This window comes from Fusobacterium ulcerans (assembly GCF_003019675.1).
GTDB lineage: Bacteria > Fusobacteriota > Fusobacteriia > Fusobacteriales > Fusobacteriaceae > Fusobacterium_A > Fusobacterium_A ulcerans.
This window is the reverse complement of record NZ_CP028105.1, coordinates 2920226-2935742: the sequence shown is the minus strand read 5'-3', so window position 1 is coordinate 2935742 and position 15517 is coordinate 2920226. Positions and strand designations below refer to the sequence as shown.

The following is a 15517-nucleotide window of genomic DNA, read 5'->3' as shown; positions in this document are numbered from 1 at the left end:
TCCCTCCTTTTCATATGCATCCCCATAAATTATTCCAAGATAACTATTTCCATGTTTTTTCCATCATTTTCTATTCCTTTTGCTAATGATTTAGAAGGTGAATCTGTTTTTGCTGAAATGATACCTTCATTTTCTATAGTTGTTTTTTTTATATTTGCATCTATTTTTATCCCTGTTGTTACTAACCTTCCCTTTTCTGAAGAAATTATTCCATTATTTTTAATAGCAAATTCTATATTTGAATTTTCTATATTTATCCCAATAGAATTTTCTCCAATAGTATTTTGCTCTTTTCCAGTATTTCTTCCAGTTATTACATTTTCATTTATAAGGATAAAATTATCTGTCAATGATGATAACTTCATTCCATATGTGTTATAGTAAGAAGAACCACCTTCTATCCTCATATTATTAGTATATACATTATCTTTAAATATATTATGATTGTAATATTCATTTGAATCTTCACCTATTGAAATTTTAGAACCTTCACCTCCTGATAGTGCTGTAAATTTTATATTGTCACTGTTATCTTTTGTTATTTCCAACCCTATTATCTCTACTCCCATTACCACTGTGCAAGAGAGAAGCATTCCCACTATTGTTCCTATTGTTATATTTCTCCCTCTTTTTTTATTCCCGCTTTTTACAGCCTTCATAATCCTTTCCAACATATTATTTTCCTCCCCATTGATATTTTAAAATTTAAAAAGTTCTCTTATGTATATAAATGCGAACATTAACAAGGAGAAAGTTCTCTATTTTTAAGATGTCATTTTTTCAACCTTTTTTTTCATATAAATATTGATATCTTGACTTTTTCAATATTAGAGATTATAATTGTTAATATAAAACATAATCACAAACCACCACTTCAAGTGGTGGTTTGCTCCACCCTATAAGGGTATGGTACTAGCTTAGGCTTAAGCCTTACTGAATGGTTTGCCAACCGCGTAATTCTTCATTCAGCTACTTAAGTAGCTGGTGTGCTTTAGTTTGTTTTTTCTCCGAAAGGATCTATATACTCTTTCAATGTCAATTGATCATTCGCTATATCTTCTTGCAACTGTTCTCTTATATATTTTGCGATCCTTTCTTTATTTCTTCCTACTGTATCAACATAATATCCTCTACACCAAAAATGTCTATTCCCATATTTATATTTTAAATTTGCATGTTTATCAAATATCATCAATGAACTTTTCCCTTTCAAATATCCCATAAAACTTGATATGCTTATTTTCGGAGGTATACTTACCAACATATGTATATGGTCTTTACAGGCATTAGCCTCTATTATTTCTACTCCTTTAAATTCGCAGAGTTTTCTTAATATCTGCCCTATATCTCCTTTGATTTTTCCATATATTACCTGCCTTCTATATTTTGGTGCGAATATGATATGATATTTACAATTCCATGTTGTATGTGATAGACTATTATTGTCATACATTTTATGACCTCCTTTGATTAGTTAATCGGCCGGCAAACCTAATTAATTATATCAAAGGAGCTTTTATTTTCTAAGCATAGCCTTCCGGCTTTTTTGTACCACTCGCTTAGCAAGTGGTTTTTTTATACAAAAAAAGTTCGCATTTATATACAAAAGCGAACATATATTTATTCATTAAATTTAGAGAAGGCTATTTAAATATAAAATATTGATTTTTTTATGAAAAACATATATCATCTACAATACAAGTATCTACTTTAAAATCATTATTTAAAGAAATTTTTGGTATTATTAAAAGTGTAATTATTCGTATTTGTATATAAAAGTACCCACTTCAGCTGTACTTTAAAATACAAAAATTCTCAGTAAGTTTCTACTAAGAATTTTCTTAATTCTATTCTTTTTTATGAAAAAAATTTATTCTCTCTAAATTTAGGAGTAATTTTATCAGAAAATAAAAAAAACACGGATTTTTGAATTTTCATTCTAAAAGCTGCATGAGTTCACAAATTTTTAAATTTTACAGTATTAATACTCTGCTATATAATAAGTAGAATTCAGCCCTTCACCCTCTTTCTAATAGATAAACACAAATAAAAAATTCAAAAAACTTTTACTTTTAAAATAAATTTAATAATAAAAAGTTTTTCTTCTAATTTTTAAATTTATGATACAATAAAAATATATTTATTTTGTTTTATATGGAGGAAAAATTGGATATATCTACATACATTAAATACATTCAACAAGAAGTCAAGGATAAAGGATTTGATGATTATGTTCATGTTTTTTATGAATATAAAAATTATCTTGAAAGTCGTATCGAAAAAAATCCGAAAGATATTGAAGCAATATGCCAACTTGCAGCTGTTTATCTTGAATTAAGATATGGAGAAGATATTTCAATCAAACTTATACTCGATACATTGACTAATTACATTGATGAAATCAGTATAATTGATAAATCACGTATTTATGTAAATTTAGCATTTTTATATGAAAGCAACTATGATCAAAAAAAATGTTTATATTATTTAGAAGAAGCAATAAAATTAAATCTCAACACAGCGAATGCTTATAATGAACTCGCTCGTATTCGTATGGAAAATAATTTTACAGGTGATATTTTAAGCTTATTTGAAAAGGCATGTTTTCTTAGTCCAAAAATGAAATATCAATATAATTATGGTGTTGCTCTATTCGAATATGGTTATATTTTAAAATCTAAAGTCTTATTTGAAGAATTGTTACCAAAATATGAAAATGAAAGACGAGTATTATATGGATATGGAGTTTGTTGTTTTTATACTGGAGATAAAAGAAAAGCAATTGAAATAGCAAATGAATTAGCCCAAGGGAAAAATGATGATTATATTGCTGAATCTGAAATAGCGGACTTATATTTTTTATGTGATGAATACTCTAAATATAATGAAATGCATGACAACTCTGATATTGAATATTATTCAGATGTAAAATGGCTTGCACCATATTTCTATTGTCTGAAGGTACAGGGAAAAACAGAAGAGCTTCAAACAAAATTATCTAAAGTAATAGCAGAAAAAAATAATGCAATTATGGAAATTGAAGCTGAGGAACTAGATGATGACTTTACAGAACTAGAAAAAAATGAAAGTATTCAAGAATATCAAAAAGAGAAAAATGAAATTATAATAGCTTTTGAAAAGATAATTAATGAAAATTATAAACCTGAAATAAAAATCAAATTATGGTTGATGTATGGATGCTATATGATTGATTGTCCTCGCCATCAATCTTTATAATAAAAATAAATTAAAAAAGAAGAACCACTTTTATGGTTCTTCTCTATAATTTAATCTTTTAAATCTTTCAAATATTGTATTTTAATATCTGATTTTCTTACATATTCTCTAACTACAGCATTATATTCTTTATCTTTAGTTCCAGAATTATTTATTTTATTTCTGTATTTTACAAAATCCTCTTCCAGTTTAGCTCTGTTTTTTTCATTAATTTCATTTTCCATCAATCTGTCTAATCTTATAGACAATTTTGAGTACTCATTTTTAACGTTTTTTTCTTTTCCACCACCAAAAAAATCTAAATTACTGCACCCTGTCATCATTAAAATTGCTATCATTATAAGTAATTTTTTCATTTTCAGCCCCTTTGTAGTTAAGCTGGCGATCCCGATGTGGTTTGAACACACAACCTATTCCTTAGGAGGGAATTGCTCTATCCAATTGAGCTACGGGATCACACAGTCAATATTATACACTAAAATTTAAATTTTGAAAAGAGTTTTTTAATATTCTACAATATGGTATTTTTAATAAGATGAAGCAGATGCTTTTGCCCTATTCCGCTTACACTGCCAATCTTGTAAAGATAATCCATTACCTTATCTCCATTCTTCTGATCCATATTGGAATATTTGTAATATGATACTGCCTCTCTAATGATATGAGCGTCGCTGCCAAAAGTAGCAGTAAGACCATATCTTTCCCGTAATTCAGCAGCCTCTAGATTTCTAATCAATGACAATGCGTGATTATGAGTTTCCAGAGAATCTACTAATTTTATAACATCATAAATATATGGTTTATTATTTATAAAATTCTTTTGAACGATTCCGCATATATGAGGAATTGACTTGTGGCATTCCCATCCTTGAAGCACATCTAGATATTCATATATATTTCTATGAGTTTTTGCCATTCTTTTTATATTCTTATATTGTTCTACTTCTTTCACATAAAACTCTTCTAAATCAGCCATTTTTTTAAAATAAACTAAAAGTTCAAACCCGTCTTCACATCCTAATTCTATTCCCGGAACTACTCCTATTCCCTTTTCGTAGAGTTCTACTGCGCCACTTATTTCATTATGGTCTGTAACAGACAAAAGATATCTTTTATTTTTGACAAAACTTTTTAAAAATTCTGGCTTTATAAAGCTGTCTGAAGCTGTTGTGTGTATATGGAGATCATAATAAAAATCTCCTGCAAATCTACTGTCACTATCTATAAAAGGAAAAAAGAAAGGAGACAGTTTTTGAAATTCTACCATTGTTCTCACCTCTTTTTACATATTGAAAAAGAACCTATGTATTCAAAGTGCGTGTATGCTGGTTATTAAAATTTCTGATAATCTGCTGACACTTGAAAATATAGTATAATTATAAAATATCCAGTTAAAATATCTATTTCTGGATATTATCATTTTATGCTCTTAATAAATTCTTCTATGATAATAATATAACACTAATCTAAACTCTTGTCAAAATGTTGTTGATTCTAAGGTTCAGTATTTTATAATTTTTCATTTATAGACTTCTTTCTTGATGTATTTTTTATATAATAATATATTTTAATGAATAGCTAAAAAATTTTGAATAATATTTAAAAAACTCCTATTTTTATAAAATAGGAGCAAGTAAACGACATATTGATTCTTTAAATTTTATGTAGTAGCCTCTGTTGCTGTATTCACTTCTCAGGATTTTACTGCTGACTTTCATGTCTCTATAGAAGATTTCTCTAAATTCTTCAGCTACATCTTTTTCATATATATTTATATTTATTTCAAAATTCTGATAAAAACTTCTATTGTCAAAATTAGCAGTTCCTATGCTGACTATCTCACTATCTGCCATGACCATTTTACTGTGCAGGAATCCTTTGTTATATCTGTAGACTTTTACCCCTAAATCCAAAAGCTCTCCAACAAAATACTGGTTTACCCAATATATAAAGAAATGATCTGGCTTGTCTGGTATCATTATCTTAATATGCACTCCTGACATAGCTGCTATCTTCAACGCTTCCAGCACTGTATCATCAGGTACAAAATAAGGAGTCTGTATATAGATATAGTTTTTAGCTTCCATTATTATTTTAAGAAAATTGTCTCTCATTGTTCTGAATTGATAATTTGGTCCACTGCTTACTACCTGAGCATATCCAGAATATTTTCCTCTGTCTTTTATTACTTCCTGCATCGCTTCTCTTTCATACTGGTATTTTTTCTCTTCATATTCTATGTGCTTTTTCTTAACTATTCCCCATGAAAAGAAAAATTCTTTTTCAAGTTCCAGAGCTGCCTCTCCGAAAACTCTCATTCCTGTATCTCTCCAATGCCCCATTTTACCTTTACCCAGATATTCATTTCCAATATTGAATCCACCTATGTATCCCAGTTTGCTGTCAACAATACATAATTTTCTGTGATCTCTATAGTTTGCTCTCAAATTGGCTATCTTTAAAAAAGGAAAGTGTGATGGAAAAAATATTTCTACATCTATTTTATTCTCTCTCATCTTTCTAATCATTTTACGGCTGGTTCCTCCAGCTTCATCTGCTATGATTCTTATATCTACTCCCTCTTTAGCTTTTTCTATAAGAATATCAACTATGGATTTTCCTAATTCATCATATCTGAATATATAATACTCCATGTATATAGTTTTTTCTGCTTTCTTCAAATCAGCTATTATGCTTTTAAAAAACTGATTCCCTTCAGTAAAAATTTTCATTGAATTAAGAGTAGTCAATCTATTCTTTGAAGATATTTCCAGATAGGAAATCAACTGCTTCCACCTTATCAGATCAGCCCTCTCAGAAGACTTGATTACTTTTTTACTATGAAGGAATTTCCATTTATAAAATTGATTTACCACTCTCTTCTTTTGAAAACTGAGTCCGAAAAATAAGTAAGCTATAAATCCTACATATGGAGCAAGTATGAGTATCGTTATCCAAAATAAAGTGTATACCGGCTTTCGACGCTCAATCAAAATAATGATAATAAGGAATACCATATTTATGATGGCTATATAGTCTTTAAAAAAAGTAATAACTAAATTCATTTAATCACCTCTATGTTCTATACCTAAGATAATAACATTTTTTTCTAAATTTTTCTAATTAATAATTTGAATTTTAATTTACTATTTCCTTTTTTTAATTAATTTTTTTATAGTTTTTGAATTAAGTGTTTTTATCTTGACTTTTTGAAATTTTTTTGTTGTTAAATTAGTCATTTTAAGTTATACTAATAGTGATAGAACAATTAACTAACAAGGTAGGTGATACCATGAATAACTTTTTTGATAAGTTTGAAAAAGATCAAAAATTGAATCTTTTTACTGGGGATTTCCTAAGCAAAATCACAGGATACCCAACAAGGCTTGAAATGGCCGAGTCTGTTCTGTCTGATATCAAACAGTCAGCTAAGGGTTATATTAGGAATATTCATTCTTTTGCTGAAACATCTCAGACTTATCTTGATGCAGTGGTAAGTTCAAAAAAAGGATTAATAAAACACATCAGGGAAATATTTGATTTGAAACATCATAGAAATGTTGAAATATATAGCGATATTTTTAATTCAGGATACTTTGAATCTATTTTTACTATGAATTATGATGTAATGATTGAACGTTTGTTCGCTAATCTTGTTTCTGTATCTACTCCTTTAAAACCTGCAAAAGCAGTTGAAGGAAAAATTAGATTTTACAAGATCATGGGGACTATCTATAATTCAGAAGATATTTTTTTAACAAGCCAGGACATTAGGAAATTAAAAGTCCTTGAATTTTATAAAGAGTTTTTCAATAATTTGAGATTTGAATTAATAAGCAGACCTACTATTTTCTTAGGGGTTGACCTTAAAGATCCAGATTTTTTAAATATGCTTGATTTTCTCTTATCAATGACGAAAAATAATGAGCAGCCTGTTTATCTGGTAACATCAACTGCCATAATAGATCCTGCTGTAGCTGATCTTATAAACAAATACAATATAAAACTTACAACATTAAGTGAAAAAGAACTTTTAGCCAATCTTCATACTGTGATTGATGCTGATGGAGATGATGTTTTAAGAAAAAAGTTAGTAAGGTAATATCTCTAAATGGAGAGCATAGCGTAGAGCAGATGGATATTACCGATAAAATTAATGAAGAAAGCAAAGAACCTATCAAGACTCGTTTATTCTCAACTGAGCCTTTTGAAGAAGAAAAAAAGGAAGAAACTGATTCTTTAAATGAAGATGTTTCTTCTTTAGATGATGATATTATTGAAAAACAAGAAGAAAAAATTCAGGAAATTATTTCTGAAAGTATAGAAACTGATTCTGATGATAAAATTACTGATAAAAATGATTTTGTTGTTGAAAATGTTGTGGAAGAATACACAGAAGAGAAAATTCAAGAACCTATTTCTGATGAAAATAGGACTATAATTGAAGATGTTCATAAAGATGTTATTGAAAACCCTATTGAGAAAGCTACTCTGGAGACTGCTCCTATAGATGAAGAAATAGAGAAATTTGAAGCTGAAGAAATAACTGAGCCTAGACACATAGTTATTTCTGCTGATGATTCCTCTTTTGAAAGTGGTCTTGAGATTAAATATACATCTCTGCAACTTAGAAATTTCCCAATCAAGTATAAAAATTTCTCTGAAAAAATGGATTTTGATGAAATTGTAAATATTGGAAATACTTCAATAAAAATTGGAAACACTGTTATTCATAATACTTCATTAAAAATATTAGTATATAGTAAATTCAAATTATTAGAAATAAAAACTAGAGAGTTTAAACTGGCTTTGAGCATAGAACTCAATGACAAACAGACTCTTGTTAAAAAAGATGATTATTTTAAATATGAAATATATGACAAAGTTAAAACTTCACGTCTTGGTGAGGTAGTGGATATTTTCAAAAAAATATTCTCTGGAGAAAATCTTACTTTTAAATATAATCAACTTATGGGAAATATCGTTTTTGAAAATAGATTAGAGGTTTATAAATTCACTATTGTAGCTGAAACTATTAGCTCATACAAGTTTATAACTAAAGAATTAGAGCTTTACAAGGAAAAAAATATAAATTATACTAAAGATACTTTTTATTCACTTTTCCTTTTAAATGCCTATATAAAAGGTGAAGAACTTTCTAATTGGGTTAATTTCAGAATAAAGAATAATTATAACATACTTCCAGGAGATATATTGAGTTTTGAAAAAATTCATAAATTACAGCTCCATGGAATAAATTTTGATTTAAAAGAACATGTTAAACTTGTAGAACCTATTTCTTCAAGAGAAATAAATGAAAAAAATGAGATATGCTGCTATAGAAAAGCAGTAGAAATAACTTTAGAAAAAATTAAAAAAATCTGATATGAAGAGGTGAAGTATGTCTGACTTATTAGATAAAGATCAGTTTTTCGAAAATTTCTGTATTGATAAAGAATATTTCGAATCTACAGGACTGGTTTGGGATGAACTAGTAAAGATATATGAAAATTATAGTAAACTTGTTCCATATCTTGAAAAAGAAGCAGAACACATAGTATCAAAACTTATAGATGTACCTAATGTACACTCTGTAAGAAGAAGAGTTAAAAAACCTGAACACCTTATAGAAAAAATAATCCGTAAGGGAAGCAAGTATGTAAGCAGAGGAATCTCTGTAGAAACATATAAAGATATAGTGACTGACCTTATAGGTATCAGAGTTCTCCATTTATTTAAAGATGACTGGAGAGGAATCCATGATGAAATAATGAAGATCTGGGAAATCAGAGAAACTCCTCAAATAAATATAAGACGTGGAGACTATAATGTAGCTCAGCTTCAGGAAAGCATCTCTGAACTGAATTGTGAAATAGTAGTAAGAGATCATGGTTACCGTTCTGTACATTATCTTATTGGAATTCCAGTAACAAGACATGATGAAATTCTTGTAGAAATACAAGTAAGAACGGTTTTTGAAGAAGCATGGAGTGAGATTGATCATTTAATGAGATATCCATATGATATTGACAATCCTATCATTACTGAATACCTTGGTATTTTCAATAGAATTGTAGGTAGTGCTGATGAAATGGGTACTTTTATTAAAAATATGAAATCTCAATTCACTGTTCACCCTGGGGAAGACACTCACTATAGAGAGCTTGATAATAAATTCAAGTAGTGAATATAAATGAGAGTGACCAAAAAGCTAAAGTAAATTTCCAGTAACTAAGCAATTAATAGTTTAATAGCTATAATTACTAAGAAACAGCATCAAAAGGCTGTAAGCATTCTTTGCTGGAAATTATATTTCTCCTTGAGGTTCACTCTTATTTTTTTATATAATTTACTGTAATTTTTATTTTACTTATATATTAGGGGGAATGACATGAAATACTTTAAATCTATCTGTTTTATCTCAGCTTTTTGTATTCTAACTGGCTGTGATAGTCCATATATCATAGATAAGACTCCAAGAAATACTACAGCTTCAAAAACTATTCCTTCAAAAACAGCAAAAAAGCCTGTAAAAGAAAAAACTATTACTAAAACTACTGATTACGCAGTTATCCATTATATCAATAACACTAAATATACTAATCTTAAAAATGAGCTTCTGGCTGGAGAAATGGATAAAATCAATTCTAAAATAAAAAAAGATGATAAAGTTAAAGTGATATCTCTTTTGTCAAACGATGATCAATATTCATCACAATTCCAGAATCTTTGGAATAGGTTTCTTGCCATAAATCTTAAAGGAAATCCAGATTCACTTATTAATTCTCATGCTATAGAATTAGCAGGTAAAATCTTATTAGTCAAAGATGAAAAAATAACAGTAATCACTTCAGAACAGGAAAATTTATATCTTACTGGTGCTTTGTTATACATAAAAAAAACTTATCCTGATTTTAATAAACTTAATATAGACATTTATTCTATTGAATCTCCTTTCAGCATAGGTGAATATACAAAAGAATATAAAAATTTACATTTCAAATACTATAAAATACAAGGAAATAAGCTTATAGAAGATACAAAGTCTGCTTTTCTAGGCTGATCTCTTTAAAACACAGGGGATGTTTTTATTGGAAATCAAAAAACAAATGACAAGATTTTTTATACTTTATTTTTGCGTCAACCTTATTAACAACCTTATTCATCCTGTTACTCCAGCATATGTAGAATCTTTAAATATGCCTGATTATGTTTTTGGATTGCTCTTTGCTACAATGTCTTTTTCTAATTTTCTTTTTTCTCCTTTCTGGGGAGAGCTAAGCGACAGAAAAGGAAGAGTTACAGTTATAAGAATATGCATGGTTGGATATGCTGTTGGACAGCTTGGGTTTGCTACTTGCAGCAATCTTGGTTTCATCCTGTTCTTTAGATTCTTTGCAGGTGTATTCTCAGGAGGATTTTTAGTAACTGCTCTTGCATATATATCTGATATGACTGAAGGACATGAAAGAACTAAATGTCTATCTTTCTTTGCAGCATTAGTTACAATGGCAGTATCTGTAGGATTCTTTATTGGAGGATTTATAGGAAAAATAAATATTTACTACACTTTTATGCTTCAGATTCCTCTGCTCCTCATTGAATCTTTTTTATTTAAAATTTTACTTCCAGAGAGTTTAAATGAGGAAAAAAGAATAAAAGATAAAATAGACTTCAAAAAAATAATGAAAATAATAGATATAGAAAAAGGAAAAGATATTCTTACTTTTCCTATCATAGTATTTTTTATAGGAGTTATCCTTACTGAATTTTCAAGAGTTGGCTTCAACAACAGCTTTAACTTCTATATTAAGTCGGCTCTTAAACTCCCTCCGTCATACAATGGGGGTATAATGGGAATGATTGGTATTCTTGGACTTTTTGCTAATCTTACTATTAATATGTGGCTTGCTAATAAATTTGACTTAAGAAAAATTTTCCCTATAATACTTTTTACAAACAGTGTCATGGGAGTATTTGTACTTTTCTTCAATTCAAAAATATTTTTATTCTTTGCATTTAGCGTATTGTTCTATATCTTCAATGCAATTTATGTACCAATACAGCAGTCGCTATTTACAAAGGGGCAAAGCAGCAACTATGGACTTTTATCTGGATATTTTAATTCAGCAAAGTCTTTTGGAATGATAACAGGTTCACTGTTCACAGGATTTATATATGAAATAAACAAACTTCTGCCTTTTGTGGCAGTAACAATAGTTTTAATTCTAGCTAGTGCATCATATACTTACAACTATTTTCAATATAAGAAAATTGGATCATAGATCCTGAAAATTATATAAAAAGAGGGGGAAAGATTATGAATGATGAGTCTAGATCATCATATTTTTCAAAAGGAGTAGTTGTATTTACTCTGGCAATGGTATATTGCGTTCTGGGAGGAAGTGCTTTTCCTAGTATAAAACTTGGATACAGCCTTTTCAATATTAAGTCTGGAGCCACTGCTGCCATTATTTTGTTTGCTGGAGTACGTTTTACATTAGCTGGCATGGCTACTATAGTTACTGGAAGTATAATACATAAATCTTTTTTATTCCCAGCTAAAGGAAATTTTTCTAAAATAGCATTTCTTGGTTTTATCCGTACTACTATTTTTTATTCATTGATGTATCTGGGACTTGCCAGTACAAGTGGAATAAAAGCATCAGTTATCAATGGAACTAATCTGGTTTTTGCTATGCTGGCTTCTTGTTTTATCTTTCGTCAGGAAAAATTTACTCCTGTGAAGTGTATTGCTGGACTGCTATGTTTCTCTGCTATTGTACTTCTGAATTTAGATGGAGATTTCACTTTTTCCTTTACTTTTAGAGGAGAGGGGCTATTACTTTTAAGTGCAGTTGTATTTGGACTTTCAGATTGTATAACTAAAATATTTTCAACAAATGAAAATGCTGTTACATTAAGTGGCTGGCAGTTTTTAATAGGAGGATCTTTCCTTGTGATGATAGGTCTTGGACTTGGAGGATCACTACAGATTCAAAGTATGGGAGCTTTCCTTATACTTTTCTATCTGGTTTTTGTTTCCTCTGTAACATTTGTAACTTGGGGAATTCTTTTGAAATATAATCCTATTTCAAAAATAGTTGGCTACAAGGCTATGGAACCTATATTTGGAACTTTGCTTTCTGCCATAGTACTTTCAGAGTACAGCAGTCTTGGAATACAAACTATTGCTGCCCTTGCTCTTGTATGTATAGGAATAACACTTTTAAACTGTTACAATAAATAATAATACATTTAAAATAAAGAGAGTAGTCAAAAAAGCAAATTTAATTTCTGCTTAAAGATTACTCTCTTTTATATTAAATTTCTATATCTATTATTAAAGACTATTTTATCTTTGAAATATTCATACAAATACAATTCAAATACCTTTTAACTATTTTATAAAAATAAAGTTAAAATATTTTTTAAAAACTTATAAATATGGGTGACCTCAAAATTATATCTCTACTTAAAAGTCACCCTGCTAAAATTTTTATCTATATAGTACTCCAATATCTTTTCTGTAGCACTTATCTTTGAATTCTACCTTCTCAGCATCTGCATAAGCTTTCGCTCTTGCATCTTCCAAGTTATCTCCAACAGCTACTACATTCAATACTCTTCCACCATTAGTCAGAAGCTCTCCATTTTCCAGTTTAGCTCCAGCTACAAATACCATATTGTCTGCTTTTTCTATTCCAGTTATTGCATATCCCTTCTTGTAAGCTTCAGGATATCCTCCAGAAGCAAGAACTACACAACAAGCTGATTTACTGCTCCACTTTACATCAGCAGTATCTAATTTACCTTCTAAACCACTTTCAAGAAGTTCTACAAAGTCTGATTCAAGTAAAGGTAAAACTACTTGAGTTTCAGGATCTCCCATTCTCATATTGTATTCAAGAAGGTATACCCCTTTTTCATTTATCATAAGTCCAAAGAAAATAACTCCTGCAAAGTTCATTCCCTCAGCTTTGATTCCTTCTAAAGTTGGATTCATAATTCCAGTGATAAAAGCATCATATACTTCTTTTGTAACATAAGGATTAGGAGCTATAGTTCCCATTCCTCCTGTATTCAATCCAGTTTCCTTTTCTCCTATCTTCTTGTGATCCTTAGCTGAGATAAAAGGAAGTATAACTTTAGAATCTGTTACTGATAGAATAGAAGCTTCTACACCATCTAAGAATTCCTCAACAACTATTTGTTCTCCAGCACTGCTGAATACTTTATCTACCATGATTTCATCTACAGCTTTCAGAGCCTCTTCCAGATTCTGACAGATAAGAACTCCTTTTCCTGCTGCAAGTCCACTAGCTTTTACAACTAATGGGAATTCACAAGTTTTTATATATTCTTTTGCTTTTTCAGGACAAGTAAATACTTCATAAGCAGCAGTTTTTACTCCATATTTTTTCATGAAGTCTTTTGCGTATGCTTTTGATCCTTCCAAAAGAGCAGCTTTTTTATCTGGTCCAAATATTTTTAATCCTTTTTCCTGGAATTTATCTACTATACCATCTACAAGAAGTTCTTCACTTCCTACAATAGTAAGATCTATATTTTCTTTTACAGCAAATGCTAAAAGTTCATCTATCCCTTTTATATTTACATTTTCTCCCTTTGGAAGTGTTGCAGTTCCTCCATTACCGGGAGCACAGAAAACTTTTTCTACATTTTTATTCTGGCTTACTTTCCAGCAGATAGCATGTTCTCTTCCACCGCTGCCAACTACTAATAATTTCATACTTTAATTTCTCCTTTGTATTAGTGTTTGAAGTGTCTCATACCAGTGAATACCATTGACATTTCATGTTCGTTACAAGCATCAATAGATTCTTGATCTCTCATAGATCCACCTGGCTGGATAATAGCTTTTATTCCAGCTTTTGCACATGCGTCTACAACGTCTCTGAATGGGAAGAAAGCATCAGAAGCAAGGATAGCTCCTTCTATTTTATCTCCTGCTCTTTCTATTGCCTGTCTAGTCGGCCATATTCTGTTAGTTTCACCATTTCCAATTCCTACTGCCATCATATCTTTTACTACAACAATAGCATTTGATTTTACATGTTTTACAACCTTCATTCCAAAGATAAGATTTTCCATCTCTTCAGCAGTTGGAGCTTTTTCAGTAACTGCTTCATAATCAGTTGTGAAGCTTAAATCTTCATCTTGAATAAGAAGTCCTCCATCTACTTTTACCATATTTATTTTATCCTGAGGTGTATGTTTGCATTTTATAACTCTAAGGTTTTTCTTAGTTCTAAGTACTTCTAAAGCTTCATCAGTGAATGATGGTGCTATAACAATCTCTAAGAATATTTTTACCATTTCTCTAGCTGTATCAGCATCTACTTCTTTATTTAGAGCTACTATTCCACCAAATATAGATACTGGGTCGCATTCATAAGCTTTTGTATAAGCTTCATAAACATTTTTACCAATAGCTGCTCCACAAGGTGTAGAGTGTTTTAGTCCACAGCAAGCAGGCTCTATAAATTCACATACAGTTCTCCAAGCTACGTCCATATCTCTTAGGTTGTTAAATGAAAGTTCTTTTCCATTTAATTGGTCAAAATCCTTCATAGCTCCAGTATCAGTAGTAGATACATAGTAAGCTGCTTTTTGGTGAGGGTTTTCACCATATCTAAGATCCATTAGTTTCTCATATGAAGCATTTAGATATTTAGGCATCTCGTCTCCTAATAGGAATTGAGATATAGCTGCATCATAAGCTGATGTTAAGTTAAATACTTTTCCAGCCAGTCTTTTCTTAGTTTCAAATGTAACCTCTCCAGCTTTCATTTCTTTCATTACTGTTTCATAGTCAGCAGTATCACTGATAACTACTACATCATGGAAAGATTTAGCAGCAGATCTAAGCATAGTAGGTCCACCAATATCTATAAATTCTACTTTTTCTTCAAAAGTAAGATCTTCATTTACTTTTTTAAAGAAAGGATAAAGATTAACAACTACCATATCAATAGTTGATATTCCTCTTTCTTTGATAGTTGCCATATGTTCTGCATTATCTCTTATAGCAAGTATTCCTCCGTGAATAACTGGGTGAAGAGTTTTTACTCTTCCATCAAGCATTTCAGGTGCTCCAGTAACTTCAGCAACTTCTATTACAGGTACTCCATTTTCTTTTAAATGCTTGTAGGTTCCCCCAGTTGAAATTATTTCTACCCCGTGATTAACTAAAAAGTTAGCAAATTCTAATATACCATTCTTATCAAAAACTGATATCAATGCTCTTTTCATCAAC

Annotated in this window: 14 protein-coding genes and 1 tRNA gene; 7 read left to right on the top strand and 8 right to left on the bottom strand. The window is 29.8% G+C overall.

Going from position 1 to position 15517, the window contains the following annotated elements; genetic code table 11:
- Nucleotides 1-29: 29 nt before the first annotated feature.
- Both C4N20_RS16745 and tnpA read right to left on the bottom strand, forming a co-directional pair.
- A complete protein-coding gene (locus C4N20_RS16745; RefSeq protein WP_005977730.1) occupies nt 30-674 on the bottom strand; it encodes a hypothetical protein in 645 nt (214 codons plus the stop codon).
- 317 nt (nt 675-991) lie between these two features.
- The gene (gene tnpA / locus C4N20_RS13520; RefSeq protein ID WP_005981031.1) at nt 992-1453 is read right to left on the bottom strand and encodes an IS200/IS605 family transposase; all 462 of its coding nucleotides are present in this window, start codon (nt 1451-1453) and stop codon (nt 992-994) included.
- Between the two features lie 713 nt (nt 1454-2166).
- Here tnpA and C4N20_RS13515 point away from each other — a divergent pair.
- Nucleotides 2167-3237, top strand: a complete 1071-nt coding sequence (locus C4N20_RS13515; RefSeq protein ID WP_005977736.1) for a tetratricopeptide repeat protein — start codon at nt 2167-2169, stop codon at nt 3235-3237.
- A 50-nt stretch (nt 3238-3287) separates the two neighbouring features.
- Here the strand turns inward: C4N20_RS13515 and C4N20_RS13510 are convergent, their stop codons facing one another.
- The 4 genes from C4N20_RS13510 to cls form a co-directional block, all read right to left on the bottom strand.
- Complete coding sequence (locus C4N20_RS13510; RefSeq protein WP_005977739.1) at nt 3288-3593, bottom strand: hypothetical protein; 306 nt, start codon at nt 3591-3593, stop codon at nt 3288-3290.
- 23 nt (nt 3594-3616) lie between these two features.
- Nucleotides 3617-3693: transfer RNA gene (locus tag C4N20_RS13505), tRNA-Arg, on the bottom strand.
- Nucleotides 3694-3748: 55 nt separating this feature from the next.
- Nucleotides 3749-4504, bottom strand: coding sequence for a PHP domain-containing protein (locus C4N20_RS13500; protein WP_005977742.1), 756 nt, complete (start codon nt 4502-4504; stop codon nt 3749-3751).
- Between the two features lie 349 nt (nt 4505-4853).
- Nucleotides 4854-6302, bottom strand: coding sequence for a cardiolipin synthase (cls, locus tag C4N20_RS13495; RefSeq protein WP_005977745.1), 1449 nt, complete (start codon nt 6300-6302; stop codon nt 4854-4856).
- Nucleotides 6303-6529: 227 nt separating this feature from the next.
- On the opposite strand from cls, the gene C4N20_RS13490 reads away from it, so the two are divergent.
- From C4N20_RS13490 to C4N20_RS13465, 6 genes are all read left to right on the top strand, one after another.
- A complete protein-coding gene (locus tag C4N20_RS13490) occupies nt 6530-7339 on the top strand; it encodes an SIR2 family protein (RefSeq protein ID WP_005977748.1) in 810 nt (269 codons plus the stop codon).
- Between the two features lie 32 nt (nt 7340-7371).
- The gene (locus C4N20_RS13485; RefSeq protein ID WP_005977750.1) at nt 7372-8622 is read left to right on the top strand and encodes a hypothetical protein; all 1251 of its coding nucleotides are present in this window, start codon (nt 7372-7374) and stop codon (nt 8620-8622) included.
- A 16-nt stretch (nt 8623-8638) separates the two neighbouring features.
- Nucleotides 8639-9421: a RelA/SpoT domain-containing protein gene (locus tag C4N20_RS13480; RefSeq protein ID WP_005977753.1), complete on the top strand. Its 783-nt coding sequence runs from the start codon at nt 8639-8641 to the stop codon at nt 9419-9421.
- A gap of 207 nt (nt 9422-9628) precedes the next feature.
- Nucleotides 9629-10300, top strand: coding sequence for a hypothetical protein (locus C4N20_RS13475; protein WP_005977757.1), 672 nt, complete (start codon nt 9629-9631; stop codon nt 10298-10300).
- A gap of 28 nt (nt 10301-10328) precedes the next feature.
- A complete protein-coding gene (locus C4N20_RS13470; protein ID WP_040490710.1) occupies nt 10329-11522 on the top strand; it encodes an MFS transporter in 1194 nt (397 codons plus the stop codon).
- Between the two features lie 35 nt (nt 11523-11557).
- Nucleotides 11558-12487, top strand: a complete 930-nt coding sequence (locus C4N20_RS13465) for a DMT family transporter (RefSeq protein ID WP_005977761.1) — start codon at nt 11558-11560, stop codon at nt 12485-12487.
- Between the two features lie 249 nt (nt 12488-12736).
- On the opposite strand, the gene purD is transcribed toward C4N20_RS13465, so the two are convergent.
- Both purD and purH read right to left on the bottom strand, forming a co-directional pair.
- On the bottom strand, nt 12737-13990 hold the full coding sequence (gene purD, locus C4N20_RS13460; RefSeq protein ID WP_005977764.1) for a phosphoribosylamine--glycine ligase: 1254 nt from the start codon (nt 13988-13990) through the stop codon (nt 12737-12739).
- 20 nt (nt 13991-14010) lie between these two features.
- Complete coding sequence (purH, locus tag C4N20_RS13455; protein ID WP_040490711.1) at nt 14011-15516, bottom strand: bifunctional phosphoribosylaminoimidazolecarboxamide formyltransferase/IMP cyclohydrolase; 1506 nt, start codon at nt 15514-15516, stop codon at nt 14011-14013.
- Between the last annotated feature and the right edge of the window lies 1 nt (nt 15517).

Excerpts from the sequence above, each read along its gene's own strand:
- C4N20_RS16745 (WP_005977730.1), bottom strand. The coding sequence starts at position 674 with ATGTTGGAAAGGATTATGAAGGCTGTAAAAAGCGGGAATAAAAAAAGA.
- tnpA (WP_005981031.1), bottom strand. The coding sequence starts at position 1,453 with ATGTATGACAATAATAGTCTATCACATACAACATGGAATTGTAAATAT.
- C4N20_RS13510 (WP_005977739.1), bottom strand. The coding sequence starts at position 3,593 with ATGAAAAAATTACTTATAATGATAGCAATTTTAATGATGACAGGGTGC.
- C4N20_RS13500 (WP_005977742.1), bottom strand. The coding sequence starts at position 4,504 with ATGGTAGAATTTCAAAAACTGTCTCCTTTCTTTTTTCCTTTTATAGAT.
- cls (WP_005977745.1), bottom strand. The coding sequence starts at position 6,302 with ATGAATTTAGTTATTACTTTTTTTAAAGACTATATAGCCATCATAAAT.
- C4N20_RS13490 (WP_005977748.1), top strand. The coding sequence starts at position 6,530 with ATGAATAACTTTTTTGATAAGTTTGAAAAAGATCAAAAATTGAATCTT.
- C4N20_RS13485 (WP_005977750.1), top strand. The coding sequence starts at position 7,372 with ATGGATATTACCGATAAAATTAATGAAGAAAGCAAAGAACCTATCAAG.
- C4N20_RS13480 (WP_005977753.1), top strand. The coding sequence starts at position 8,639 with ATGTCTGACTTATTAGATAAAGATCAGTTTTTCGAAAATTTCTGTATT.
- C4N20_RS13475 (WP_005977757.1), top strand. The coding sequence starts at position 9,629 with ATGAAATACTTTAAATCTATCTGTTTTATCTCAGCTTTTTGTATTCTA.
- C4N20_RS13465 (WP_005977761.1), top strand. The coding sequence starts at position 11,558 with ATGAATGATGAGTCTAGATCATCATATTTTTCAAAAGGAGTAGTTGTA.
- purD (WP_005977764.1), bottom strand. The coding sequence starts at position 13,990 with ATGAAATTATTAGTAGTTGGCAGCGGTGGAAGAGAACATGCTATCTGC.